Origin of the sequence: Serratia sp. S4 (genome assembly GCF_000347995.1) — a bacterium.
In the GTDB taxonomy this organism is placed as follows: domain Bacteria; phylum Pseudomonadota; class Gammaproteobacteria; order Enterobacterales; family Enterobacteriaceae; genus Serratia; species Serratia quinivorans.
Genome location: NZ_KB661120.1, coordinates 1,199,285 through 1,224,163, shown reverse-complemented (window position 1 = coordinate 1,224,163; position 24,879 = coordinate 1,199,285). Strand labels below are relative to the sequence as shown.

The window sequence follows — 24,879 nt, the reverse complement described above, 5'->3', positions numbered from 1 at the left end:
GGTAAATGTTACGCCCCTCACCTTTCAAGCTGAAAGGCGAACAAGTTATTCAGGAGCCACGCTGTATGGGTCAACTGTTACGCCGCATCGCCGCCTTTCTCGGTCTGATCTCTCCCATGACCTACGCCTATCCGGCGCTGGATATTCGACTGCCTGGCGATCGTCAGTTCCATCTGGTCGGCAGCATTCATATGGGTACGGTAGATATGTCTCCGCTGCCGGCCAAACTGGCCGCACGCCTCAAGCAGGCAGATGCCTTGATTGTTGAAGCCGATATTACCGGCTCCGCCTCGCCGTTTGACCATATAGAACAGCAAGCAGAACTTGATCAACGTCTCTCTGAACCCGAATTTCAGCAGTTACTGACGCTGTGTCAGGAACTGAGCACCGATGCAGCAACCTTTTCAACCCTGCCCGGCTGGCAGGTGGCGCTAATGATGCAGGCCCGCCAGGCTCAGCGTTTGGGGTTGCGCGCTGAATACGGGGTGGATTATCAACTGCTGCAAGCGGCCAGAGCACAGCATAAAAAGGTGATTGAGCTGGAAGGCGCGCAGCAGCAAATGGCGATGCTGGAGCAGTTACCGGAAGGGGGCATGGCCCTGCTGCGTGATACGCTGGAACACTGGCATACCAACGCACGGCTGCTGCAAACCATGGTGAGCTGGTGGCTGGACGCGAAACCCAGCGGTATGTTGGAAACCCTGCCAGCCACTTTCAGTGCCGATCTTTACGACGTGCTGATGCATCAACGCAATCGCGATTGGCGACAAAAACTGGAGGCGTTACCGGCCGGTAACTACGTGGTAGCGGTGGGTGCGCTGCATCTGTACGGCGAGGATAATCTGCCGGCAATGCTGCAGGGGCAGTAAAAAAGTGGCCAATATCGCTACTGGCCAGTCAAAGAGGAATTTCTTGTATTGTAGTTATACGCATTGTAACCCTGTTAACGGTTACAATAGACAGGGTAGCAACCGAGTGAACATCTTGGCAACCCGCATTACGCTGCCGTTGCTCAGGTTGCTGTTACCGTTATATTTTTGTAATTTTGTTGCATCCCGTTGCAACCTTGAGCAGTGGGAGAAATAGGAAAACAAATGACACCCGCCGTGATCCTGCTAGAGAAACAAAAAGTCGCCTTTACCCTTCATTCCTATCATCACGACAGTGCCGAAACCAATTTCGGTGATGAAGCGGTGAAAAAGCTCGGACTGGATGCCGACCGCGTCTATAAAACGCTGCTGGTGGCGCTGAACGGCGATGCCAAACATCTGGCGGTGGCCGTCACGCCGGTTGCTGGCCAATTGGATTTGAAGAAGGTTGCCCGCGCACTGGGGGCGAAAAAGGCCGAAATGGCCGATCCCGTACTGGCGCAGCGCGTCACCGGTTATCTGGTGGGCGGCATCAGCCCGCTGGGGCAAAAAAAGCGCCTGCCTACGGTGATTGACAGCCCGGCACAGCAGTTCGCCACCATTTACGTCTCCGGCGGCAAACGCGGGCTGGACATTGAGCTGGCGGCAGAGGATCTTTGTCGGCTGCTGGCCGGCAGCTTCGCCGATATCGCCAAGCGCGATTGAAAAGTCAGGGGAGCCTTGCGGCTCCCCTGCCACCACTTACTGATAAACAATCTCGCCCTTCGGCTCATAGGCCGCCGCATCCAGCGGAGAATGTTTCTCGATATACTGTTTCAGTACTTCGGCATCGATAAAGCCGGTGTTGACGTAGCTTGGCAAAGTATCCAGCTTCGGATAACCGTCACCGCCCAGCGCATTGAAGTTCAGCGTGGCCATACGGTAAGTTTTATCCGCCTGCAGCGGCTCGCCTTTGATTTTGACATTGCTGACGCCCTGCTTGCCGTCCGCCGTCAGGCTGACGTTGGCAAACTGCGCGTAGGCGCCGGAATCCACTTTCATATTGGCCACCACCGCCAGGTATTTCTCCACCTCGCTGCCTTTCATTTCGACGTAGACCAGCGTGTTGCCAAACGGCTGTACCTTCAGCACGTTTTTATAGGTAATGTCACCGGCTTCAATCGAGTCACGTACCCCGCCCCCGCTCATTACGGCAAAGTCGGCCTCGGCACGTTCCATCTGCGCTGCCAGCAGCACGCGTGACAGGTTGGTCTGAACAAAGCGCACCTTGCTGCGATCGCCTTCCAGCTTGCCGTTGACGCTGCCAATTTTAACGTCCAGCTGCGCCTTGCCCTTTTCCTGGAACGGCGTCAGCAGTTTCATCATCGACGCATCTTCCGCGATCTGCTGGGTGTAATAGACGCGCTCGCTGGTGCCGTCGGCTTTCTCCACCTTTTTCTTCAGATTGACCGGGATCAGCTGATAATGCACCAGCTTCAGTTCACCGTTACGGAACTGGAAATCGGCACGGCCCACGTACTTGCCCCACTCATGCGCCTGCACGATCCAGGTGCCGTTCTGACGATCCGGCGAGCACAGGGTGCCCGGCACATAATCCACCTGCTTGTGGTTTTCACCGGCCATACAAACCGGATCCTGCGAGTGGCCACCGACGATCATATCCAGATAGCCGGCAGGCAGGCTGCGCGCCATTTCTACGTCACCGGGTGCATTGGAGCCGTGGTTGCCGTCATCGTAATGGCCCATGTGGGTCGCGGCGATGATCACGTCAGGTTTCTCTTCCTTGCGCAGTTGCTCCACCACCTGTTTGGCTTCCTGCGCCGGCACGTGGAACTCAATGTCGGTGAAATATTCCGGGTTGCCAATCTTGGAGGTGTCATCGGTAGTCAGGCCGATCACCGCGATCTTGATGCCCTGTTTATCGAACAAGGCATAGGGTTTGAACAGGCGCTGCTGGGTGCTTTTCTGATAGATGTTGGCCGACAGCAGCGGGAAAGTGGCCCACTTCTCCTGCTGGCGCAACACGCTGAGCGGATTGTCGAATTCATGGTTGCCGATCGCCATCGCGTCATAGCCCACCAGATTCATGCCGCGGAAGTCCGGCTCGGCATCCTGCAGATCGGATTCCGGTACGCCGGTATTAATATCACCGCCCGACAGCAGCAACAGGCTGCCGCCCTTGGCCGCGACCTCCTGGCGAATGCTGTCCACCAGCGTTTTTTGTGCGCCCAGACCATATTCACCGTGGTCGTTCTGCCAGAAATGGCCGTGGTGATCGTTGGTATGCAAAATGGTGATGTTGTAGGTCTTATCCTTTTCCCAGGCGCTGGCGGCTCCCGACAGGAAAGTCAGGGACACGGCCAAAGCGCATGCGGTGGTCTTTAACGAAAAGCGCATGGCGGAACTCCATATGATATTTAACTGCTTTTTTGAGATGGTCGAAATTGTAGCGCGAAACAAAGGCAACTAATTTCAAATTTTTGCGATGTGCGTCAAATTATGTCGGATATGGTAAATATTGAACATCTTGCCTAAGATATCTGCTCTGTCCTCTAAAACTTACCAGGCTAATAATAAAATGACCGACCGTAGCGAAACCGCCCTGCCACAGGCCAAGGGCAGTGCGGTTAAAGGGACTGCTTTCTCGATTCTCGGTGCCATCAGCGTCTCTCACCTGCTCAACGACATGATTCAATCGCTGATCCTGGCGATTTACCCGATCCTGCAGGCTGACTTCAGCCTCAGCTTCGTGCAGATCGGCATGATTACTCTGACCTACCAGCTCACGGCGTCCTTATTGCAGCCGCTGATTGGTTACTACACGGATAAACATCCACAGCCGTATTCGCTGCCCATCGGCATGGGTTTTACCCTGTGCGGACTGCTGCTGCTGTCCGTGGCCAATACCTTCCCGCTGGTGCTGTTGGCGGCGGCATTGGTCGGTACCGGCTCTTCGGTATTCCATCCTGAATCCTCCCGTGTGGCGCGGATGGCTTCCGGTGGCCGACATGGCCTGGCACAGTCACTGTTCCAGGTGGGCGGTAACTTTGGCAGTTCCCTCGGGCCATTGCTGGCGGCGCTGATTATCGCGCCTTACGGCAAGGGTAACGTCGCCTGGTTCTCCCTGGCTGCGCTGCTGGCGATTGTGGTGCTATTGCAGGTCAGTAAATGGTATCAACAACAGCATCGGGCAACAAAAGGCCAGCCTAAAACGGCCTCTTTGGTGAAACCGCTGCCGAAACGTACGGTTACCTATGCCATTGGCATCCTGCTGGTGCTGATTTTCTCCAAATACTTCTATCTGGCCAGCATTAGCAGTTATTACACCTTTTATCTGATGCACAAGTTCGGTGTTTCAGTGCAAAACGCCCAATTTCATCTGTTCGCCTTCCTGTTCGCCGTAGCCGCAGGCACCATTATCGGCGGGCCTCTTGGCGACAAGATAGGTCGAAAACGTGTTATTTGGGGCTCCATCCTTGGTGCAGCGCCATTTACGCTTGTTTTACCCTATGCATCTCTGTATTGGACCGGCATTTTAACGGTGTTTATAGGGGTAATACTCGCTTCGGCGTTTTCTGCCATTCTGGTTTACGCTCAGGAACTGATCCCAGGCAAAGTGGGCATGGTTTCCGGTTTATTCTTCGGTTTTGCTTTTGGCATGGGCGGATTAGGTGCGGCAGTTCTTGGTTATGTCGCAGATTTGACCAGTATCGAGCTGGTCTACCAAATCTGTGCTTTCCTGCCACTGATCGGCATTATTACCGCATTGCTGCCCAATATGGACCATAACTCACAATAACCCTGCTACAAGCCCGGTTTGAATTCATCGCCAAACCGGGTCATCCCCCACACAAATCCATATTATTTGGCTTATTAAGTGTTAAATCTCCTCATTGGCACACCAAAAGCGGAATCCTCTGCTTTTTCGCAAAATAGCTATATTTAGCTAAGCACGTCGCGAACAAATGCAATAAACTAAATGTATCTTTTCGTAACTCTGTTGCGATTCCCCTCTGCTGCAATGCATAGCTAGAAGGAGTCTGGATGCATAATTCAACACCGTTAATCACCACCATTGTCGGAGGCTTGGTCCTCGCCTTCCTCCTCGGTATGCTGGCGAATCGCCTGCGCATCTCCCCGCTGGTCGGGTACCTTGCCGCAGGCGTGCTCGCCGGCCCTTTTACCCCCGGTTTTGTTGCCGACACCTCGCTGGCTCCGGAACTGGCGGAAATCGGCGTGATTTTGTTGATGTTTGGTGTTGGCCTCCACTTCTCTCTTAAAGACCTCCTCGCAGTAAAACATATCGCCATTCCCGGTGCCGTGGCCCAGATTGCCGTTGCCACCTTGCTGGGTATGGGGCTATCGAAACTGCTCGGCTGGGATTTGATTTCCGGTCTGGTGTTCGGGCTTTGCTTATCCACCGCCAGTACCGTGGTACTGCTGCGTGCACTGGAAGAGCGTCAGTTGATTGATAGTCAGCGTGGGCAAATCGCCATCGGCTGGCTGATCGTAGAAGACCTGGCGATGGTGCTGACGCTGGTATTGCTGCCGGCGTTCGGCAATATGCTGGGCAATAATAACGCCAGCAGCGGCCAGTTACTGATTGAGTTGGCAGTGACCATTGGTAAAGTCATCGCCTTTATTGCGCTGATGATTGTGGTTGGCCGTCGCCTGGTGCCGTGGATCCTGGCGAAAACCGCCAGTACCGGTTCACGTGAACTCTTTACCCTGGCGGTGTTGGCATTGGCACTGGGTATTGCCTATGGCGCAGTGAAACTGTTCGATGTTTCCTTTGCCCTGGGGGCATTCTTCGCCGGTATGGTGCTCAATGAGTCTGAGCTGAGCCATCGAGCGGCCCACGACACCTTACCGCTGCGCGATGCCTTCGCCGTACTGTTCTTTGTCTCGGTCGGCATGCTGTTTGATCCGATGATCCTGATCAACGAGCCTCTGGCGGTGCTGGCAACGCTGGCGATTATCGTGTTCGGTAAATCGGCGGCCGCATTCCTGCTGGTGAAAATGTTCGGCCACTCCAAACGCACCGCGCTGACCATCTCCGCCAGCCTGGCGCAGATTGGCGAGTTTGCCTTCATCCTGGCAGGGCTTGGGATCACGCTGGGCATGATGTCGGAGCATGGCCGTAATCTGGTGCTGGCCGGGGCTATTTTGTCGATCATGCTTAACCCGCTGCTGTTCACCCTGCTCGAACGTTATCTGGCCAAGACCGAGACCATAGAAGACCAAATCCTGGAAGAAGCGGTAGAGGACGAGAAGCAGATCCCGGTCGATATGTGCAACCACGCTTTGGTGGTCGGCTATGGCCGCGTCGGCAGTCTGCTGGGGGCCAAGCTGGCCGAAGCCGGTATTCCGCTGGTGGTGATCGAAAACTCACGGCCACGGGTTGAAGCATTGCGTGAACAGGGCATTAAAACGGTGCTGGGCAACGCCGCCAATCCGGAAGTGATGGATCTGGCACGGCTAGACTGCGCGCGCTGGCTGTTGTTGACCATCCCAAATGGTTACGAGGCCGGTGAGATCGTAGCCTCTGCGCGAACCAAGCGGCCCAACATCGAGATTATCGCCCGGGCGCATTACGATGACGAAGTATCCTATATCTCAGATCGTGGGGCGAATCAGGTGGTGATGGGAGAACGGGAAATCGCCAACAGCATGCTGAATATCCTTAAGTTGGATACGCTGACTGAAGAAGAGAAAATGGGCGGCTGCCCGATTTGATCGGTCATTCGATATAACAAAGTCGTCTTTGAATCCGAGATACCCGGGCCTAGCGCACCGAGGGGCGCTCCGGCAGCTAAAGCTGCTACGACCCCTTCGGCACGCTCTCCCTAATAACGGGCTTTGTCAGTAGTCTGAGGTCCGGCGAGCCGGACCTTTTTGTTTTTACCGTTCCCAGTAAGACTCTTCCAGGCTGTCCTCTCGTTCCGGCAGGCCGCGCGTCAGACGCGGTGAATGCTGGTTCAGTACCTGATAGCTGACGCGGTTGGCATATTTACACACCTGCGCCAGCGAGGAGTAAGTCAGGTAACTGCGAACGTGCTTGCTGGAGTTCGGCACGTTATTACGGTGAAAACCGTTGGCGGCAATATCATGCAGCAGCGCTGACAGCGCCCCATCACCGGCACCGTTGGTGTTCATGATTTTTTCCGGCCCGCCCATATAGGGTGCAATGTGCGAATAGATGCGGAACGGGTTCTCGCAGCTTTCACGACGCATCGCGCGGCTGAACTCATAGCGGTTGAATTCGGCAATATGCCCCGGCAACAGCGGATGCTGAGTTTCGCGCTTATTGGCCTCTTCGGTGTAACCCGCCATATACAAACCACTTGGCCCGGCGGTACACAACACCAGATCGACCCATTCCAGCGCCATGTCAGAAGCGGTCAGCGGATCGCTCAGCCCGGTCAGCTCCAGCGCTTCATCTTCGTTCATCGCCAGAATAGAAACGTGCTGTTTCAGGAAATCGCGCCACCACTGCGGGTTGTCGGCGATCACGTACTTGGTGCCCAGCGTCAGTACCACCGGTACATCGTGCTTTTTGGCAAACTCGATCGCCTGCATGGTCGCCGCCGGCATCGGCTCACCTTCCTTGCAACGCACCAGATAGGACGTCAGCACCAATGCCGAGGCACCGGCAATCACCTCTTCCGTCACGCTTTCCGGCCGCAGTTGATTCATCTGCCCTGGGCTGATGGCGAAGGTGCGCTCACCGCTTTCACCGATCAGCGTGAAGCAGCGACCAATAGCACCGTCAACCGCCTGCAGGTGGTTAAGATCGGTACGGCTGGAGGTATTGCACAGATAGCGGTAGGCGTAGCTGCCAATCTTGATATTGCTGCACATCACGCCGAGCAGCACCGAACGGTCATCCGCCAGCACTGAATAGTTGTGCAAAGTATTGCCGATGGTACCGCCGGCAAACTGATGGGTGATTAAATTGTTGTCGATCAATTCCTGATATAGCGCCTCGGCGACGTCATCCTCGATCACCAGAGAATGCCCCAGACTCAGGCCATAGCGCTGGACGAAGCTGTCGTCCACTTTGGCTTCGATATCCACCAGCGTCTGGTCAATACCGACGACATAAGAGGTGCTGATTTCATTTTCGGGCTGAGCCTGCTGCAAGAGCGGATCGCGGGCGTTCACCGGAAAATAGTGTTTGGACTTACGTTTACCAGGAAATTTCATTTAATTGGCGGCAGTGGCAGTTAACAGGCAGAGAATGTTAGCACATTCCTGCCCGATTGATGATGGCCGTCACCATTTTGCGTTCTGAGGATCAGAAGCGCTGTGCCACCAGTTGCTGCATCATATCAATGTGCGCCAGCTCGTCGTTGAGCGCTGAAATGTACTCGAACTTCTCACCGCCGGCCTTAAGGAAGATCTCGCGGTTTTGCTCTTTGATCTCCTCCAGCGTTTCCAGGCAGTCCGCCGAGAAACCGGGGCAGATAAGCTGAATATGTTTAACGCCCTGAGCCGGCAGGCCTTTGAGGGTCTCGTCGGTATAAGGCGTCAGCCAGGGCTCACGACCAAAGCGCGACTGATAAGTCATCATCACCCGCTCCGGTGCCAACGGTAACGTGGCAGTCAGAGCTCGTAACGTGTCTTCGCAACGCTGCGGATAATCGTCGCCGAGACGCACATAGCGCTTGGGAATGCCATGGAATGACAACACCAGCCGATCCGGCTGACCATGTTCGGCAAACGAATGCTCAACACTTTGGCGCAGCGCAGCAATGTAGGCCGGATGCTCGGCATAGTCGCGGATAAAGCTGACTGACGGCAGGCGACGGTAGCCTTTCAGTATCCGGGCCACTCCGTCCCATACCGCGGCGCTGGTCGAGCAGGAGTATTGCGGGTACAGCGGCAACACCACCAGATCGGTCACGCCTTGCGCCAGCAGCTTGTCAATCGCCTCGGCCAGGCTTGGGGAGCCGTAGCTCATACCCAGTTCAACCGGCGTGTTGGGCATACGTGCGGCCAACGCGCGCTGCTGGCGGCGGCTGTAAACCAGCAGCGGAGAACCTTCGTCCATCCATACCGACTGATACAACTTGGCAACCCGCGGCGAACGGATCGGCAAGATGGCGCCGTTGAGGATCGGCCACCAAATCAGCGGGGCCGTATCCACCACGCGGTCGTCACTGAGGAATTCCTTTAGATAGCGTTTTACCGCCGACGAGGTCGGAGCATCCGGCGTGCCCAGGTTCACCAGCAATACTCCGTGTTTCTCTTGCTTCATCACAGTTCCCCTTGGTTCCTTGCAAGCTAACCCCCCGTTCTGGGTCAGGGGGTTAACGTCAATTAATGGCGCCCATTGTAACGGAAAAGCGCCTCATCGGAACCGATATCAGCAACAGGTAAAAGGTATGAACCTCAGGATTGCGCCAGTTTCCAGACCGCCGCCACATTGCGGGCCGTGACCTCAAGATTATCGGCCGCGTCAGTCAGGGCTTCTTCCAGCGTGACGACACGGTCAAGCACCGAAAAAGCAGCGTCAATGCCATGCTGGTGTACCACCTGATAATCTTTCGACAGGCTGCCGGCGATGCCGATCACCGGCAAGCCATGGCGTTTGGCAACCCTTGCCACGCCAATCGGCGTTTTGCCGTGGATCGACTGGCTGTCCAGTCGCCCCTCTCCGGTGATCACCAGATCGGCGTCGCGAAGCGCCTCTTCCAGCCGCAAAGTTTCAATCACGATCTCAATTCCCGGCCGTAAGCGAGCGTTGAGCATGCCGAGCAAGGCCGCCCCCATTCCGCCCGCTGCACCGGCGCCCGGTGCGTTAAGCACCTCGCGGCCGGTGGCCTGCTGCAGCAAACTGCCGAAATGGCTTAGTGCCGCATCCAACTGCGTCACCATCTCCGGCGTGGCTCCCTTCTGCGGGCCAAACACCGCCGAAGCCCCATGAGGGCCACATAACGGGTTATCCACGTCACAGGCAGCCGTTACGCTCACCAGCTGCAGGCGTGGGTCTACCGCTGAAAGATCAATTTGCGCTAACCGGGCCAGTGCCGCGCCACCCGGCGGCAGCGGTTGCTGTTGGTCATCCAGCAGCCTGGCCCCCAGCGCCTGCATCATACCGGCCCCCCCGTCGTTGGTGGCACTCCCGCCGATACCCAGAATAATCGTCTTCACGCCGCGTTCCAGCGCCGCCAGGATCAGTTCACCGGTACCGTAACTGGTGGTAATACGCGGATCGCGCTGTCCCTTGGGCGCCAAATGCAGACCGGAAGCGGCCGCCATCTCGATAACGGCAGTTTCCCCCTCCCCCAGCAAGCCGTAAAAGGCAGAGACTGGCTGGCCCAACGGGCCGGTGACCTCAACCCTGACGATTTCTCCGCCGGTGGCCGCCACCATCGAATCCACCGTGCCTTCGCCGCCGTCCGCCATCGGCAATTTTACATACTGCACCTGCGGGTAAATCTGGCGGAATCCGCGCTCGATGGCCTCAGCCACCGCCATCGCACTCAGGCTCTCTTTAAACGAATCCGGGGCAATTACCACTTTTTTCAGCGTTTTCATCAGTATTCCTTATCCTGCCAGATTAAATACGCCAAACATCAACGCCGAGACGGCGGCAATGGTGAAGCCTATCAGGGTTTCATACGGCAGTAATTTCAGCCGTTGATGCACCACCATATTGACGCTGCCGCCGGTGGCGTGGAAGAAACTGCCGTGTGGCAGGTGATCCAGCACCGTGGCCCCGGCATGGATCATCGCCGCCCCCGCCAACCCGCTGACGCCCAGCTCCAGCAAGGTGCTGCTGAATACGCCGGATGCCACGGCGGTACCGGCGGTGGTGGAAGCGGTCGCCATCGACATCAATGCGCCGGACAGCGGGGCCAGCAGCCAGGCCGGCATACCGGTGTGGGTCAATCCGTTAATCAATGCGTCCTTCAGCGCCGAGTTGGCGATAATGCCCGCCAGCGTCCCCGTGCCGAGCAGCATAATCGCCACCGGCGCCATGCGGCTCAGGCCAGAAACCATAAACTGATTACACTGGCGAATGCGTCCCATCAATAACGCTCCCACCAATCCGCCGGCCGGTAACGCAATCAGCGGATCGACGGCGATACCGGCGATCGGCCGCAGCGACAACAGCACAATGGCAACCAACGGCGCGCTGATCGCCGCCGCAAAACCTGGGCGAGAACCTTCAGCATGCTGCGTCAGTTCCTCTGCCAGCACCTTGTCACCCTTGTTGCTCAAGCGCCGGGCCAGCAGATAGGCCACCACCAGCCCACACAGGCCAGGCACGATGCCGGCCATCATTACCGAGGTCAGCGGCACGTGGAAGTTATCGGCAGCCGCAATGGTGTTCGGGTTGGGTGACATCACGTTACCGGCCTTGCCGCCACCGATCATCGCCAACAGGATGGCACCGCGAGAGATCCCGGCCTTCTGGGCAATGGAGAGAGCGATCGGCGCTACGGTGATCACCGCCACGTCGATAAATACCCCAACCGCCGTAAGGATCAGTGTAGCTATCGCCAGCGCCAGCAGCGCACGGGTTTCCCCAACCTTGCGGACAATGGTTTCAGCAATGGTGTGCGCCGCGCCGGACTCAATCAGCACCCCGGCCAATACCCCCGCGGCCAGAATGCGCATCACGGCGTTGGTGATGCCCTGAGCACCGGTGATCATCAGCGTCACGGTCTGTACCAGATCGGCGCCGCCACATAGCCCACCGGCCAGCGCACCGGCAATCATGCCGTAGGCTGGCGGAACCTTGCGTAAAATCAGAACGATAGCGACGACCAATGCCACCAGCGCCCCCAATGTGGATACCGTTGTCATTATTGTTTTCCCCGTTGTTGGTGTGGGGAAAACATATCCTGAGCGCCGAACATTAGCGTGAGAGGAAGCCACAAAAACGCACCGGCCGGCACGCCGGAAAGTTGTGGTTTTACACAACTCAATGGTGCATCAGCATGCCGATGTATAACTGCAAAGCATCAGTTAACTGATTGATTTTCAATCCGGTAATCGCCTCAATGCGCTGCAGGCGATAGCGCAGGGTATTGACGTGAATATGCAACTCAGTGGCGGTCTGCGTCTGATCACAATTCCGCGAAAAATAGTGCCGCAGGGTGCTGCGCAGTACGCCTTTTTCATCACTGGCCCCCAGGATCTGCCAGGGGCGTGAAAGCTCCTGCGCACGCCAGTCTTCGCCCAAATCGCACAGCAATGACGGCAGCGGGTAATCTTGGTAGAACAGCGTCTTGTGGCGCAGTTTCAACCGCTGCGCCATCGCCTGGGTGGCGCGGGCGGTCAGGTTAGAACGGTGCAGCCCCGCCTCACCGCTAAAGAAGCCACCGATAATCAAACGCAGGTTGAAACGCGACTGGAGCTGGCTTTGCAACTGCTGTGCCTGTTTGCGCTCCTGTTTCAAACTCCATTCCCCCTGCACCAGACTGGCGGGCCGCAGCAGGACCATTTCGTTGAGGCCGGTGATGGCGAGCAGCGCCTCACGCTGGGTGTGTTCCAGTTCCGCCAGCAGTTCACGCAATAAATTCGGCTGGGGATCCTGTAACTCCAGGATCCAGACGATACGCGGCAGTTGCAGATCCAGACCCAGATAGGCAGCCATCGCCTCCAGTGAGGCCGATGCCGGCTGCGGCTGCAACAACTGATTCGCCAGCTCCTCGCGATAACGCTTTTCCCACTGGTTTTGGCTCAATAATGCCGCCTGCTCCACCATCAGCTCAGCCGCCATTTTTACCAGTTCGGCATAGGCGCGCACCTGGGTGGGTTCGCCGGAAATGCCGATCACCCCCACCTGCTGGCTACGAAAGCTAAATGGCAGGTTAATGCCTGGCCGTACCCCTTTAAGATGCGCTGCGGTCACCGCATCAATTTCCACTACCCGGTTCTCGGTTAGCGCCAGCACCGCGCCCTCATGGCGCTGGAACAGGCGTGAGGGATTACCGGAGGCAATGATGACACCGTTGCTGTCCATAACGTTGACGGAATGATTGATGATGCCCATCGCCCGCTGCACGATCTGGCGCGCGGTGGATTCTGCCAGCAAATTGGTGGATCTGAGCATCAGGAGAGTCCTCATGGGTTTTTATGGAGGCAGTTATACGTTATTTATCGCGGGTGATTAATGCGCACTGGCTCAACAAGCCACGGCGATCACAGTTCGGCTGGAAAATAGCAAAAAAAACGCCAGACCGATAAGGCCTGGCGCTATACACCGCAATGAAAAACCGATCAGCCGAGGATGGTCGCCAGTTCAGCGCTCACTTCGGTCACTTTACGGGTGCCGTCGATTTTACGGTATTGGGTGTTGCCTGCTGCAGCTTCTTTGCTGTAGTAGGAAATCAACGGTGCCGTCATCTGGTGATATTCAACCAGACGTTTGCGCACGGTTTCTTCCTGATCGTCTTTACGGGTCGTCAGGTCTTCGCCGGTTGCGTCGTCTTTGCCTTCCACCTTCGGCGGATTGAATTTAACGTGGTACACGCGGCCAGATGGCGCATGCACGCGGCGACCAACGATGCGATCAACGATCAGTTCGTCCGGCACGTCGAATTCCAGCACATAATCCACGTTGATGCCGGCTTCTTTCATCGCGTCAGCCTGTGGAATAGTGCGTGGGAAACCGTCCAGCAGGAAGCCGTTACGGCAGTCTTCCTGGGTGATGCGTTCTTTAACCAGTGCAATGACCAGTTCATCGGTTACCAGCTTGCCGGCATCCATGATTTCTTTCGCCTGCTTGCCCAGTTCACTGCCGGCCTTCACGGCTGCGCGCAACATATCACCAGTAGAGATTTGCGGAATACCGTATTTCTCCATGATGAATTGAGCCTGAGTACCTTTACCAGCGCCCGGAGCGCCCAGCAGAATGATACGCATTGCGTAAATCCCCTTGCTATGTAGTTTTTATAAAATTGCGAAAACGCTCAACCATACCATTTCAGGGGGGGCTGGCTCAAGGTACGCGAGGAAATCGATTGCGGAGCAGAAAGGGCAAAAAAGAGGGTAAAACGCTGAAAATCAGTGAGAAAAGCAAAAAAAAACGCCTCCAACCTTTAGGTCAGAGGCGTATAAGGTCGAAATTATGCGGACAACAGCTTATTCATGCGGCGGATAAACTGATTTGGGTCTTCCAGCGCGCCGCGTTCGGCCAGCAGCGCCTGATCCAATAACAGGTCAATCCATTCGGCGAATTGTTCGTTATCGCCCACATCGGATGCGCGTTTGACCAGCGCATGCTCCGGATTCAGTTCGAAAATGTATTTCACGGCCGGTGCTTCCTGGCCCGCAGCGGCAAACAGTTTTGCCATCTGGGTGCTCATTTCATCGGCGTCGGTGATGACGATAGCCGGTGTGTCGGTCAGGCGGTGCGTCAGACGCACATCCTTCACACGATCGCCCAGCAGAGTCTTCACGCGGTCAACAAACGGCTCCAGCTGCTTCTCAGCGGCCTTCTGCTCTTCGGTTTCATCCGCCAGTTTGTCCAGCGCGTCGTCCGCCTTGCTGACCGACTGGAACGGCTTGCCGTCAAACTCGGTCAGGTAGCTCATCATCCATTCATCGATACGGTCAGAAAGCAGCAATACTTCGATGCCTTTCTTGCGGAACAGCTCCAGGTGCGGGCTGCTCTTGGCGGCGGCATAGCTGTCGGCAGTGATGTAATAAATCTTCTCCTGCCCTTCCGCCATGCGGCCAACGTACTCTTCCAGAGAAACCGTCTGCGCCGAGCTGTCACTCTGGGTAGAGGCGAAACGCAGCAATTTGGCGATGGTTTCTTTATTGTTCGCGTCTTCCGCCGGGCCTTCTTTCAACACCAGACCGAACTGCTGCCAGAACTTCTGGTAGCCTTCCGCGTCGTCTTTGGCCAGTTTTTCCAGCATCTGCAGCACACGTTTGGTCAGCGCGCCACGCAGGTTTTGCGTCACACGGCTGTCTTGCAGAATTTCACGCGAGACGTTCAGCGGCAGATCGTTGGAATCTATCAGGCCACGCACGAAACGCAGGTAGTTCGGCATGAACTGCTCAGCGTCGTCCATGATAAACACGCGCTGAACATACAGTTTCAGGCCGTGCTTGTGATCGCGGTTCCACATGTCCCACGGGGCCTGGGCCGGGATATACAGCAGGCTGGTGTATTCCTGCTTGCCTTCCACCCGGTTGTGGCTCCAGCTCAGCGGATCGGTAAAGTCGTGAGCAATGTGTTTGTAGAACTCTTTGTATTCTTCGTCGGTGACGTCGGCCTTGCTGCGGGTCCACAGGGCCTGCGCCTTGTTGATTTTTTCCCAGGTGACGGTGCCGTCTTCTTCGTTTTTGGTTTCAATCTCAACCGGCAGTGCGATGTGGTCGGAGTATTTACCGATCACCGAACGCAGACGCCAGGCGTCGAGGTATTCATCTTCGCCTTCGCGCAGATGCAGGGTGATTTCGGTACCGCGATCTTCTTTACTGACGTCGGCAATGGTGTAATCGCCCTCACCGACGGACTCCCAGAACACGCCCTGATCGGCGGCTGCACCGGCTGCGCGGGTACACACGGTGACTTTATCCGCCACGATGAACGCGGAGTAGAAGCCCACGCCGAACTGGCCGATCAATTGGCTGTCTTTGGCCTGATCGGAGCCGATAGACTCCAGGAAGGCTTTAGTCCCTGATTTTGCAATGGTGCCCAGGTTTTCAATTACTTCTTCGCGGTTCATGCCAATGCCGTTGTCGGCAATGGTCAGCGTACGCTGGTCTTTATCGAAGGAAAGACGCACACGCAGCTCGCCGTCGCCTTCATACAGCTCTGGCGCGGACAGCGCGCGGAAACGCAGCTTGTCGGCGGCGTCTGAGGCGTTGGAGATCAGCTCGCGCAGGAAAATTTCTTTATTGGAGTACAGCGAATGAATCATCAAATGAAGCAGTTGTTTTACTTCAGACTGGAAACCACGGGTTTCTTGACCTTTCATACTCATTGATTACCTCAAAGATATAGCTACCAAAATCGGACAATGAGGATCAAGTGGGGGTCAGAGCATTGTTTTTCAAGCGACTGGGGGAATTTTTTTGGCAAAGTAACGGGGCCGTGATGGCCCCGCTAAGCATCAGAACTTGATAACGTGGCGACCGGCCAGGGAATGCGACAGCGTGGTGCCGTCGACCATCTCCAGCTCGCCACCCACCGGCACGCCGTGGGCAATGCGGCTGGCCACTACGCCATACTGGCCACACATCTCGGCGATGTAGTTGGCGGTTGCGTCACCTTCCACCGTCGGGTTGGTCGCCAGGATCACTTCGGTAACGCTTTCTTTTTCCAGCCGTTGCTCCAGCCGATCCAGACCGATATCGCCTGGGCCAATGCCGTCCATCGGCGACAGGTGGCCCATCAACACAAAGTAGCGCCCGGCGAACTGGCCGGTCTGCTCGATGGCGTGAATATCAGCCGGGCTTTCCACCACGCAGATCTGGCCGTTTTGTTGACGGCGCGGATTGGCGCAGATGGTGCAGATATCCTGCTCGGTGAAGGTGCGGCAATCGGCACAGTGGCCGATTTCCGACATGGCGCGGGTCAGCGCCTGCGCCAAACGCATGCCACCGCTGCGATCGCGCTGCAACAGTTGGAATGCCATGCGCTGCGCTGACTTTGGGCCAACGCCCGGCAGGCAACGCAACGCCTCCATCAATGTTTCAAGGAGCGGGCTGGTTTGCATCAGAACGGCATCTTAAAGCCAGGTGGCAGTTGCATGCCATTGGACACAGACGCCATTTTCTCTTTCTGGGTTTCGTCGATACGACGTGCGGCGTCGTTGATCGCAGCAGCGATCAGGTCTTCCAGCATATCTTTATCGTCTTCCATCAGGCTCGGATCGATCTCCACACGACGGCAGTTGTGCGCGCCATTGATGGTGACTTTCACCAGGCCGGCACCGGATTCGCCAGTCACTTCCAATTTGGCGACTTCTTCCTGCATCTGCTGCATTTTTTCTTGCATTTGCTGGGCTTGCTTCATCAGGTTGCCCAGACCGCCTTTACCAAACATAGTCGTCTCTCGTCGCTAGGGCCGCGCACTTTACGCAGCGTTTAAATGGGGCGAATACTCTCTTCATCCAGGTCCGCGTCGAAGAAACGGCGCAAAGTCTGAATATGGGTATCCGTAACGATCGACTGGCGCGCCTGCGCCAGTTTTTCTTCATAAATGGCTTGTCGCCACTCCAGCGGAGTCCGCTCCGCCGGATTATCGTCTTCCACCACGGTCAACTCAACCGGGCTACCGTACAGCTCGCTGAGCGCATCGGTCAGGACCTTCTGCGCCGAAGGCGAATTCAGGTGACGCTGCGAAGACCGCAGGTGAAGACAAATCTTACCGGGTTCCAACTGTTGTTTAACCGCGTTTAATGCCAGTTGCTGCACCAGTTTTGGGATTTTAAGCTTATCGATTTCCGCCGCCCAGGCGTCGCGTTCCAGCGATTCAACCACCAGTTTGGCCGACAGCTCGGGCGTTTTCTCATGCTCGAGCGCGGTGCGCAACGCTTTCGGCGTAGCCAGCGGCTCCGGTTCGGCCTCCGGCTCGGTCAGTGCGCGCCAGCGATAAGCCTCCGGCTTGGCCGGTTTTTCCTGCACGATCTTTTCCGCCTGGCGCTGCTGGCTGCGCTCAGTCACGGAAGCCAATCGCTCCAGTGCCGAGTTCGCCGGCCGCGCTTTTCCAGGCGCCGCCGGTTCACTCTTTTTTGTTGTGGATGCTCCCTGCTGCCTCAGCAGTTGGGTACGCGCCTTTAATAATTGCGCGGTGGCGTCCGGTAAATTCGCTTGCTGGCTGTTCTGCGGCGCAACCTGCCCTAACGGCGGCGGTGCGTCCTGAAACTGTGGCGCCTGGGCCGCTTGAACCTGCGGCTGAGCCATCTGTACCGGTGCGGTCTGCACCATGGCTACCGGCTCGGGGATCATAGCCTTCGGATGAAACGCCAGCGCGCGCAGCAGGGTCATTTCAACCCCCATGCGGCGATCCGGCGCAAAGGCCAGCTCTTTGCGGCCAACCAACAGCGTTTGGTAATAGAGCTGTACGTCAGTCGGCGGCAAGGTACGCGCCAGCTCACGCAGCCGCTGTTCAATGGCGGCGTAATGATTATCCAACACCGACGGCAGCAACTGCACCATCGCAATGCGGTGCAGCAATGCCAGCGTCTCGATCAGCAGATTTTCCCAATCGACACCGCGCGAAGCGGCCTGCGCGACCTGGGCCATCACCTTTTCGCCATCGGCACTGACCAGCGCTTCGAGAATGGCCAGCGGCTGTTCATCGTCAAGCGTGCCCAGCATTTGGCTGACGGTGGCGGTAGTCACCTGCCCCTGTCCCATGGCAATCGCCTGGTCAGTGAGGCTCAGAGCATCACGCATGCTGCCATCGGCGGCACGCGCCAATAGCTGCAACGCACGCTGATCGCTGGTGATCTGTTCTGCCTGCAGCACCGTTTCCAACTGGCTGCGGATCTGATCGACGTCCAGCGCCTTCAGATGAAATTGCAGACAGCGGGACAAAATGGTTACCGGCAACTTTTGCGGGTCGGTGGTTGCCAACAGGAATTTGACGTGCGAAGGCGGCTCTTCCAGCGTTTTCAACAGCGCATTGAAGCTGTGACGCGAGAGCATGTGCACTTCGTCAATCAGGTAAACCTTGAAGCGGCCGCGGGCGGGAGCGTACTGGACGTTATCCAGCAGATCGCGGGTATCTTCCACCTTGGTTCTGGACGCGGCGTCGATCTCGATAAGATCGACAAAACGCCCCTGCTCAATCTCGCGGCAGTTATCACATTGACCGCACGGCGTGGCGGTGATGCCGGTTTCACAGTTCAGGCCTTTGGCCAGCAGGCGCGCAATGGTGGTTTTACCCACGCCGCGCGTACCTGAGAACAGATAGGCGTGATGGATCCGCCCCAGCGAGAGGCCGTTAGCCAGTGCCGTCAGGACATGTTCCTGTCCGACCACATCTGCAAACGTTTGAGGGCGCCACTTACGGGCTAGAACCTGATAGCTCATTAATACCGGAAAAGTCGAGTAATCTGGAGGGTCATGCTAACACAGCCCCGCGGCGATCCGCGAGGCCGTTGTGGTAATGCAGATCAGTGGCCGGAGAAGTTGACCAGGCTGTAGCATTCAATACCCAGGGTGTTTAAACGCGCTTCACCGCCGAGATCCGGCAGATTGATAATGAAGGCGGCGTCTGTCACTTCACCACCCAGACGGCGGATCAGTTTTGCTGTGGCTTCGATGGTACCGCCGGTTGCCAGCAGATCGTCCACCACCAGCACTTTATCACCGGCGCTGATAGCATCGGTGTGGATTTCCAACTTGTCGGTGCCGTATTCCAGCTCATAGCTTTCGCTGAGGGTGGCACGCGGCAGCTTGCCCGGTTTGCGCACCGGTACAAAACCCACGCCCAGCGCCAACGCAACCGGGGCGCCAAACAGGAAGCCGCGCGCTTCGGTGCCAACCACTTTGGTGACGCCCGCTTCGCGGAAACGCTCAACCAGCAATTCAATGCTGGCGGCGTAGGCCAGCGGATTTTCCAGCAGGCTGGTGACGTCACGGAACAGTATGCCCGGCTTAGGGTAATCCGGGATGGTTTTGATACTGTCTTTAATAAACTGAAGCTGCTGCGCAGTAGCGGTCATAATTGTTGCCTGATAAAACTGCCTGATGACTTGCGCGCAGGTCATCTTAACCCGCACACGAAAACGGTCAAATTTATGCAAACTGGCGGACAAATGCAACCGACGGTGTGCGATCAGCGCTGTTTTTGTTGTGGCAGGTCAACAACCGGCAGCCGTGACATAAAGATCAGCAGAACGGCCAGCATCACTAACAGTAAGCCGCGCACCCACCAAAGCTTCACCAACCACAGCGAAACCGCAAACGTCAGCACAATCATCAATACGGCCTTCCATTTGGTCCCCGGCGGCAGGGCGCGGTGCTGTTGCCAATGGCGCAGATAAGAGCCAAACCATGAACGGTACAGCAACCAGGCGTGAAATCGCGGCGACGAACGGGCAAAGCACCAGGCGGCCAGCAGCAAAAAGGGCGTGGTGGGCAACAGCGGCAATACCACGCCCAGCGTCGCCAGCACCACCGCCAGCCAACCGAGGATTATCAATAACCAACGCGTCATGGGGATCCTTGTCCATCAATCTGTCTGACGTCACTTTATCACCAGCCTCCCCAGCGTCACCAGTCGCAGCGGCCGGAATATGCGTACAGCGCTTGTTTCACGGTGTGAACGCGTGCAAGCTGAGCCCACTATCCTCGTCATGGAGCCAACGTGAGTACTCAGCGTCTTTTACAAGTGTTAGAACAACAGATCACGGTGTTAGCCGGCGAAATCACACCGCAAGGCGACGCACCGATCCCTCAGGCACGCTTTGACGCTGCGTTATTTTCCAACCGCGGCACCCGGCTGCGCGATTACCTGACAGAAGTACAAAAGAACTTCGCCCAGTTGCAGACCGCAGCCAACGACAGCCGCACCACCCAGGTGGCCTTTCTGGCCGAGAGACTGGTGGCGCAGATCACCGCCCTGCAGCGCGAATTGGCGACCCAGGCACTGCGCCGGAAAAATCAGCCCAAGGAAGTCGTGGCGGCCGATTTGTACCATAAGCTGGCTGAGCATCAGGATTATGAGCGTCGGATTATTTCGATGATCCAGGATCGGGAAAGCCTGTTGGGCAGACAGACCACGCTGGCAGCGCAGCAAAAACTGCAGCATGAGCTGGCGGCGCTGGAAGGCCGATTGATGCGTTGCCGCCAGGCGTTGGCGCGAATCGAGCGCAGTATTGAACGTAAAGAAAACGGTTTTTGAAGATTTATCACAATATTTTAATGATTCTTCCCCTCCGCGGATCTTGTTCACTATACTCAGCCGAAGCGAAGCATCACTCATTCATCTCAATTTAAACGTGGGTTTTATGTCTCTAGAAAATGCCTCAGCAGAATTGCAACTGGCGGTAGACCTGATTTACCTGCTGGAATGCAATGAGATCGATCCGGCCACCGCGCTGGCGGCGCTGGATATTGTCAAACGGGACTACCAGGAAAAGTTGCAGCGCAACGGTGTAACCTCCCCTTACCTGCCTGTCGGCCAGTAAAAAGGGTTCAGCCTGCGCTGAACCCTTGCTTCTCATTCCATTATCATCCTGCCGACGTACCGCCTTCATCCGGCGATAATGTCCGTTTCACTTCCTGCACCTCGTTGCCCTGCTGATTGTGCAAATACACCTCAAGCTGGTTGAAGGCGATATTGATATCGTTCTCACGGCACAGGCGTTCGATCGAGCGGTTCAGTTCGTCAACGGTATAGCTGCGGTCACGCAACTCACGCACATAAAGGCGCAGTTCGTGATCCAGCGTGCTGGCGCCGAAATTAAGGAAGAACACCTGCGGTTCGGGATCGGTCATCACCCGCGGGTTATCACGCGCCGCCTGCAACAGCACCGCTTTCACCTTGTCCAGATCAGATCCGTAGGCTACGCCAACCTTGATCAATACGCGGGTGATGGTGTCTGACAGCGACCAGTTGATCAACCGCTCGGTAACAAACGCCTTGTTAGGGATGATCACTTCTTTGCGGTCAAAGTCGGTGATGGTAGTGGCACGAATGCGGATTTTGCTGACCGAGCCTGAGAAACTGCCGATAGTAATGGTATCGCCGATACGGATCGGCCGTTCAAACAGGATAATCAGACCGGAGACAAAGTTGGCGAAAATCTCCTGTAAACCGAAGCCCAGCCCGACGGTCAAACCGGCCGCCAACCACTGCAGCTTATCCCAGGATACGCCCAGCGATCCCAGTGCGGTCACTGCCCCAACGGTGGTAATCAGATAGGTCAGTATGGTGGTAACGGCGTAAGAGGTGCCCTGCCGTAACTGCAACCGCGACAACACCACCACCTCCAGTAAACCAGGCAGGTTGCGAGTCATGACGTAGGCGACGATAACCGCCGCTATCGCTACCATCATGTTGCCCAGCGTTACCGCCTGCGCCACGCTGCTGCCGGCAACGGTAGAGGTGTAATGCCATAACGTGATGCTGTCCAGATACGAGATCACCGTCACCAGATCGGACCAAATGGCATAAAAAGCGCTGGCGAAGATAATAAACAGCGCCATGGTGGTCAGACGCAGCGACTGCTGGTTGATTTGATCGAGCGCCAAAGGAGGTTCCTCAACCGGTTCCAGCCCTTCGGCACCCTCTTTCTCTTTCGCCAGGCTCTGGCGACGGGCCAGCGCACGGCGGTAGGCCAGACGGCGCGCCGCGACGCTCAACCCACGGATCGCGGTCAGATATACAATATTCCACAGGAAAAACAGGTACAAACTGTCGATCCAGCGGCCGGCCAGCCGCAGCGTGGTGTAGAAGTAACCGGCAAACATCAGCCCAAGCAGGATCAACGGCGTGGCGGCAATCGCGGTAACAATCACCAATCGCACCGCGTGCGAACCCTTCTCTCGCCAACTGTCACGGCACATCGGGAACACCAGCACGGTCAGCAGTGCCAGCGTCAGCATGACCACCACCTGGCCGATCACGTCTTCCACCAGCCGCAGCGGCGCTTTCTCACCCAGCACCGACCAGAAGATTAACGGCAGCAGCGCCAGGCCCAGGCGCACCGTCTGACGGCGGTAATGCGCACAAAGCTCAGGGGCAAAATTAAAGTGCCGCTCACAAACGCCGCCGACTGCCAGCATGCGGTAGGTGAAGCCGAAAATCAGCCAAAATAGCGCCAGCTGCTGCGACAGCGCCCAAATGAAATCACTGAGGCCAATTTCGGCACGATCCCCCCAGAACCCCGCCCCCAGCAGCAGCGCCGAGCCGGGAACGACCTTCAGCAAGGTCAGTAAGATGGCTTTGGGTGTGTGCAGTTGGCCATCGCGCTTTAACTGCCCGACATCGTTGGCCAACCGTTGCAAATGGCTGTCGATCAGCTTGTAGCGCCAGCGTAACAGGCCGAGCAACAGCAACAGCGGGATCAGCACCACCAGCGAATTCAAACCGCCCTGCACTATTTTTCCAAGGTCTAATTTGAAATCGAGGGTGGCAAGCTGATCTCTGACCGCCCCCGGCAGAGCTTTCAACCACGCCAAATCAACCGGTTTGTTACTGTTAACCCAGAAAATCTGCTGGGTCAGCGTATCCCGCAGCGAGCTGTTAACGCTGGTCAACTGCTGCTGGTTGATCTGCAGATTGATCGACTGCGCCAACTGATTGCTAAGCTGTTTGTTCAACTGATCCAGCAACTCACGCCGCATATCGACGATTTCGTTTAAAGCGTCCAGCACGTCCGCACTGGCTTTTTCTTTGCTGTCGGCAACCAGCTTATTGATGTAATCGTCGCCTTTGAACAGGTCGTCGCGCTGCTGGTTGATATCAAACTGTTCCAGACGCAGATCGGCGATGCGCGTGCCCATGTCTGCCACCAGCGTCCCCTGCGGCAGGCTCTGTTGCTGCTGATACAAAATGCGTGACAGGACCAGACTGCCTTTGAGCACCTGGATCTGTTCTTTCAGATTACGTTCCGCCTGCAGGCCACGATCGAGCCAGTTCTTCACCCGAATATTCTGCTGGAACAGCACGTTGCTCTCTTCGGTGGCAGCAATCAGCCGTTGGCTGAGCTGGCGGTTAACATCCAGCTCTTTACTGACTAATTGATCGTGCTGAATGTCCGTGGCATCTTCCGGGTTCTGCGCCTCTTTGGCAGTTTTTTCCGACAGCGTCAGGCGCTTGCTGTTGACCACTTCTTGCAGCAACTGCACGCTGTGATCCAGCGCATCAATATGCCCGGTGGTGTAGTCGCGCTGTTTCTGCAGCAAATCTTGCAGGGTGGTGTTGGCTTCCAGGCTTTTGCGCTGCAGATCAATTTGCGCATTGAGCAACGTCTGTTCGGTTGCCAGCATCACTAGCTGGCTGTCGCGCAGTGAGTTTTGGCCCGGCGTCTGATCGTTGATTTGGTTACGGATCTCCTGCAGACGCTGCGAAGCGGTGTACATGCTGCTCTGCACCCGCTCCGGCTGGGTCTGCAGTGAAACCAGCTGGCTGTTATAGGTCGACAGGTTTTCCTGCGCAGTCTGCAGGTCGTCGAGGGTTTGATAAAGGCGGGTTTCCAACTGGCGCAGCGAAAGCTGCAGCAGTTCGGCCCTGGCGGCCGTGCCATCTACCGGCGTCTTGAGTGCATCGAGATCGGCGGTTACCTGACGTAATTTGCCCGGCGCCAGTTGCAACTGTTGCTTAAGCTGAGCGCCGTCCTGTTTGGTGCGTTCAATCGCGTCCAGCAGCTCAAGCGTGCGGGCCAAATCTTGTTGGGTGAGCTTATTGACCGGGGTCAGCGTCTTTTGCTTGTTCAAGGCTTCAATCTGGCTTTGAATTTCGCTACGGGACGGCAGGTCGCCATTCAGGGACGCATAGGCCGCAGGTTGGCACACCGCACAAACCGCGATCAGTAAAAACAGGGCAAGGGTGCGGGAAAGGCCCACACTCAGGAACGAGGGGAACGCCAGAAAAGAACCTTTAGCTAACCTGCGATGCATGATTTGGCTTCGAATCAATAATAAAGAAGCCTAAAGATTATCACGATCGCAGATAGCCAAAGAATAAGAAAAGCATTGCTGGTGATGTACAGATGTCGCAGGATCAGAACGTCAGCACTTTTCCTGCCGCCAGCGTCCACTGCGCCAACTCGATCAGGGTTCCGATCTCTACCCCATCCGCCAGTGGCAATTGGCTCACGCCACGTGCGTCGGCGCAGGTCTTGCACAGCCTCACCGGCACCTGTTGCGCAGTGAGAATTTCCAGCATCTGCTGCAAATGGTAACCTTCGCGCGGCTGTTGGCCTGCCAGCCCGGCCACCACCGCATCGGACATCAGAAACAGTTTCAGGTCGAGATCGCTTTGCTGCTCTTTCAGGGTAATGGCCAGACGCAGGGCGTTAAACAGGGATTCGTGGCCATAGGCGGCGCCATTGGCAATCAACACTACGGATGACAT

Annotated in this window: 21 protein-coding genes and 1 other annotated feature; of the genes, 6 read left to right on the top strand and 15 right to left on the bottom strand. The window is 56.5% G+C overall.

All coding sequences use genetic code 11. The annotated features are described in order from the left end of the window. Nucleotides 1-65: 65 nt before the first annotated feature. Both SERS4_RS0106345 and ybaK read left to right on the top strand, forming a co-directional pair. A complete protein-coding gene (locus SERS4_RS0106345) occupies nucleotides 66-869 on the top strand; it encodes a TraB/GumN family protein (protein ID WP_017891871.1) in 804 nt (267 codons plus the stop codon). Nucleotides 870-1,094: 225 nt separating this feature from the next. After that, nucleotides 1,095-1,574, top strand: a complete 480-nt coding sequence (gene ybaK / locus SERS4_RS0106340) for a Cys-tRNA(Pro)/Cys-tRNA(Cys) deacylase YbaK (RefSeq protein WP_012005587.1) — start codon at nucleotides 1,095-1,097, stop codon at nucleotides 1,572-1,574. A 36-nt stretch (nucleotides 1,575-1,610) separates the two neighbouring features. Here the strand turns inward: ybaK and ushA are convergent, their stop codons facing one another. Further along, nucleotides 1,611-3,266 (bottom strand): bifunctional UDP-sugar hydrolase/5'-nucleotidase UshA, encoded by a 1,656-nt coding sequence (ushA, locus tag SERS4_RS0106335; RefSeq protein WP_017891870.1) that lies wholly within the window; start codon nucleotides 3,264-3,266, stop codon nucleotides 1,611-1,613. Nucleotides 3,267-3,447: 181 nt separating this feature from the next. Between ushA and SERS4_RS0106330 the strand changes: the two genes are divergently transcribed. Together SERS4_RS0106330 and ybaL are read left to right on the top strand one after the other, a co-directional pair. Beyond that, complete coding sequence (locus SERS4_RS0106330) at nucleotides 3,448-4,668, top strand: MFS transporter (RefSeq protein ID WP_017891869.1); 1,221 nt, start codon at nucleotides 3,448-3,450, stop codon at nucleotides 4,666-4,668. Between the two features lie 245 nt (nucleotides 4,669-4,913). Continuing rightward, nucleotides 4,914-6,605 (top strand): YbaL family putative K(+) efflux transporter, encoded by a 1,692-nt coding sequence (ybaL, locus tag SERS4_RS0106325; RefSeq protein ID WP_017891868.1) that lies wholly within the window; start codon nucleotides 4,914-4,916, stop codon nucleotides 6,603-6,605. 165 nt (nucleotides 6,606-6,770) lie between these two features. On the opposite strand, the gene SERS4_RS0106320 is transcribed toward ybaL, so the two are convergent. The 12 genes from SERS4_RS0106320 to SERS4_RS0106265 form a co-directional block, all read right to left on the bottom strand. After that, nucleotides 6,771-8,075 carry an inosine/guanosine kinase gene (locus tag SERS4_RS0106320; RefSeq protein ID WP_012005583.1) on the bottom strand — a complete coding sequence of 435 codons (1,305 nt, stop codon included), beginning with the start codon at nucleotides 8,073-8,075 and terminating at the stop codon, nucleotides 6,771-6,773. Between the two features lie 91 nt (nucleotides 8,076-8,166). After that, complete coding sequence (hemH, locus tag SERS4_RS0106315; RefSeq protein ID WP_017891867.1) at nucleotides 8,167-9,129, bottom strand: ferrochelatase; 963 nt, start codon at nucleotides 9,127-9,129, stop codon at nucleotides 8,167-8,169. 134 nt (nucleotides 9,130-9,263) lie between these two features. After that, complete coding sequence (locus tag SERS4_RS0106310) at nucleotides 9,264-10,412, bottom strand: glycerate kinase (protein ID WP_017891866.1); 1,149 nt, start codon at nucleotides 10,410-10,412, stop codon at nucleotides 9,264-9,266. A 9-nt stretch (nucleotides 10,413-10,421) separates the two neighbouring features. Then, nucleotides 10,422-11,687 (bottom strand): GntP family permease, encoded by a 1,266-nt coding sequence (locus SERS4_RS0106305; protein ID WP_012005580.1) that lies wholly within the window; start codon nucleotides 11,685-11,687, stop codon nucleotides 10,422-10,424. A 118-nt stretch (nucleotides 11,688-11,805) separates the two neighbouring features. Next, nucleotides 11,806-12,939: a sugar diacid recognition domain-containing protein gene (locus tag SERS4_RS0106300; protein ID WP_017891864.1), complete on the bottom strand. Its 1,134-nt coding sequence runs from the start codon at nucleotides 12,937-12,939 to the stop codon at nucleotides 11,806-11,808. 167 nt (nucleotides 12,940-13,106) lie between these two features. Beyond that, complete coding sequence (gene adk / locus SERS4_RS0106295; protein ID WP_012005578.1) at nucleotides 13,107-13,751, bottom strand: adenylate kinase; 645 nt, start codon at nucleotides 13,749-13,751, stop codon at nucleotides 13,107-13,109. A gap of 203 nt (nucleotides 13,752-13,954) precedes the next feature. Continuing rightward, on the bottom strand, nucleotides 13,955-15,820 hold the full coding sequence (htpG, locus tag SERS4_RS0106290; RefSeq protein WP_017891863.1) for a molecular chaperone HtpG: 1,866 nt from the start codon (nucleotides 15,818-15,820) through the stop codon (nucleotides 13,955-13,957). A 135-nt stretch (nucleotides 15,821-15,955) separates the two neighbouring features. Next, nucleotides 15,956-16,561, bottom strand: a complete 606-nt coding sequence (gene recR / locus SERS4_RS0106285) for a recombination mediator RecR (protein ID WP_012005576.1) — start codon at nucleotides 16,559-16,561, stop codon at nucleotides 15,956-15,958. After that, on the bottom strand, nucleotides 16,561-16,890 hold the full coding sequence (locus SERS4_RS0106280) for a YbaB/EbfC family nucleoid-associated protein (protein WP_012005575.1): 330 nt from the start codon (nucleotides 16,888-16,890) through the stop codon (nucleotides 16,561-16,563). Before SERS4_RS0106280 ends, recR begins: the two co-directional genes overlap by 1 nt. A 41-nt stretch (nucleotides 16,891-16,931) precedes the next feature. Then, complete coding sequence (gene dnaX, locus SERS4_RS0106275) at nucleotides 16,932-18,884, bottom strand: DNA polymerase III subunit gamma/tau (protein WP_017891862.1); 1,953 nt, start codon at nucleotides 18,882-18,884, stop codon at nucleotides 16,932-16,934. Next, nucleotides 17,535-17,599, bottom strand: a sequence feature (DnaX frameshifting element). (Overlaps the previous gene by 65 nt.) Nucleotides 18,885-18,967: 83 nt before the next feature. After that, nucleotides 18,968-19,519, bottom strand: a complete 552-nt coding sequence (apt, locus tag SERS4_RS0106270) for an adenine phosphoribosyltransferase (protein ID WP_017891861.1) — start codon at nucleotides 19,517-19,519, stop codon at nucleotides 18,968-18,970. A gap of 113 nt (nucleotides 19,520-19,632) precedes the next feature. Beyond that, nucleotides 19,633-20,013: a DUF454 family protein gene (locus SERS4_RS0106265; RefSeq protein ID WP_012005572.1), complete on the bottom strand. Its 381-nt coding sequence runs from the start codon at nucleotides 20,011-20,013 to the stop codon at nucleotides 19,633-19,635. A 150-nt stretch (nucleotides 20,014-20,163) separates the two neighbouring features. Here SERS4_RS0106265 and priC point away from each other — a divergent pair, with 150 nt between their 5' ends. Both priC and rsmS read left to right on the top strand, forming a co-directional pair. Continuing rightward, the gene (gene priC, locus SERS4_RS0106260) at nucleotides 20,164-20,700 is read left to right on the top strand and encodes a primosomal replication protein PriC (protein WP_012005571.1); all 537 of its coding nucleotides are present in this window, start codon (nucleotides 20,164-20,166) and stop codon (nucleotides 20,698-20,700) included. Between the two features lie 106 nt (nucleotides 20,701-20,806). Beyond that, nucleotides 20,807-20,986, top strand: a complete 180-nt coding sequence (gene rsmS, locus SERS4_RS0106255) for a pleiotropic regulatory protein RsmS (RefSeq protein WP_012005570.1) — start codon at nucleotides 20,807-20,809, stop codon at nucleotides 20,984-20,986. A gap of 43 nt (nucleotides 20,987-21,029) precedes the next feature. Here rsmS and mscK read toward each other — a convergent pair whose 3' ends face one another. Together mscK and SERS4_RS0106245 are read right to left on the bottom strand one after the other, a co-directional pair. Further along, nucleotides 21,030-24,422 carry a mechanosensitive channel MscK gene (gene mscK, locus SERS4_RS0106250; RefSeq protein WP_017891860.1) on the bottom strand — a complete coding sequence of 1,131 codons (3,393 nt, stop codon included), beginning with the start codon at nucleotides 24,420-24,422 and terminating at the stop codon, nucleotides 21,030-21,032. Nucleotides 24,423-24,525: 103 nt separating this feature from the next. After that, entirely contained in the window at nucleotides 24,526-24,879 is a 354-nt protein-coding gene (locus tag SERS4_RS0106245) for a DsrE/DsrF/TusD sulfur relay family protein (RefSeq protein ID WP_017891859.1), read from the bottom strand.

What these genes read in the sequence shown, in the direction of transcription:
- SERS4_RS0106345 (WP_017891871.1), top strand. Translation starts at nt 66, where the DNA reads ATGGGTCAACTGTTACGCCGCATCGCCGCCTTTCTCGGTCTGATCTCT.
- ybaK (WP_012005587.1), top strand. Translation starts at nt 1,095, where the DNA reads ATGACACCCGCCGTGATCCTGCTAGAGAAACAAAAAGTCGCCTTTACC.
- ushA (WP_017891870.1), bottom strand. Translation starts at nt 3,266, where the DNA reads ATGCGCTTTTCGTTAAAGACCACCGCATGCGCTTTGGCCGTGTCCCTG.
- SERS4_RS0106330 (WP_017891869.1), top strand. Translation starts at nt 3,448, where the DNA reads ATGACCGACCGTAGCGAAACCGCCCTGCCACAGGCCAAGGGCAGTGCG.
- ybaL (WP_017891868.1), top strand. Translation starts at nt 4,914, where the DNA reads ATGCATAATTCAACACCGTTAATCACCACCATTGTCGGAGGCTTGGTC.
- SERS4_RS0106320 (WP_012005583.1), bottom strand. Translation starts at nt 8,075, where the DNA reads ATGAAATTTCCTGGTAAACGTAAGTCCAAACACTATTTTCCGGTGAAC.
- hemH (WP_017891867.1), bottom strand. Translation starts at nt 9,129, where the DNA reads ATGAAGCAAGAGAAACACGGAGTATTGCTGGTGAACCTGGGCACGCCG.
- SERS4_RS0106310 (WP_017891866.1), bottom strand. Translation starts at nt 10,412, where the DNA reads ATGAAAACGCTGAAAAAAGTGGTAATTGCCCCGGATTCGTTTAAAGAG.
- SERS4_RS0106305 (WP_012005580.1), bottom strand. Translation starts at nt 11,687, where the DNA reads ATGACAACGGTATCCACATTGGGGGCGCTGGTGGCATTGGTCGTCGCT.
- SERS4_RS0106300 (WP_017891864.1), bottom strand. Translation starts at nt 12,939, where the DNA reads ATGCTCAGATCCACCAATTTGCTGGCAGAATCCACCGCGCGCCAGATC.
- adk (WP_012005578.1), bottom strand. Translation starts at nt 13,751, where the DNA reads ATGCGTATCATTCTGCTGGGCGCTCCGGGCGCTGGTAAAGGTACTCAG.
- htpG (WP_017891863.1), bottom strand. Translation starts at nt 15,820, where the DNA reads ATGAAAGGTCAAGAAACCCGTGGTTTCCAGTCTGAAGTAAAACAACTG.
- recR (WP_012005576.1), bottom strand. Translation starts at nt 16,561, where the DNA reads ATGCAAACCAGCCCGCTCCTTGAAACATTGATGGAGGCGTTGCGTTGC.
- SERS4_RS0106280 (WP_012005575.1), bottom strand. Translation starts at nt 16,890, where the DNA reads ATGTTTGGTAAAGGCGGTCTGGGCAACCTGATGAAGCAAGCCCAGCAA.
- dnaX (WP_017891862.1), bottom strand. Translation starts at nt 18,884, where the DNA reads ATGAGCTATCAGGTTCTAGCCCGTAAGTGGCGCCCTCAAACGTTTGCA.
- apt (WP_017891861.1), bottom strand. Translation starts at nt 19,519, where the DNA reads ATGACCGCTACTGCGCAGCAGCTTCAGTTTATTAAAGACAGTATCAAA.
- SERS4_RS0106265 (WP_012005572.1), bottom strand. Translation starts at nt 20,013, where the DNA reads ATGACGCGTTGGTTATTGATAATCCTCGGTTGGCTGGCGGTGGTGCTG.
- rsmS (WP_012005570.1), top strand. Translation starts at nt 20,807, where the DNA reads ATGTCTCTAGAAAATGCCTCAGCAGAATTGCAACTGGCGGTAGACCTG.
- mscK (WP_017891860.1), bottom strand. Translation starts at nt 24,422, where the DNA reads ATGCATCGCAGGTTAGCTAAAGGTTCTTTTCTGGCGTTCCCCTCGTTC.
- SERS4_RS0106245 (WP_017891859.1), bottom strand. Translation starts at nt 24,879, where the DNA reads ATGTCATCCGTAGTGTTGATTGCCAATGGCGCCGCCTATGGCCACGAA.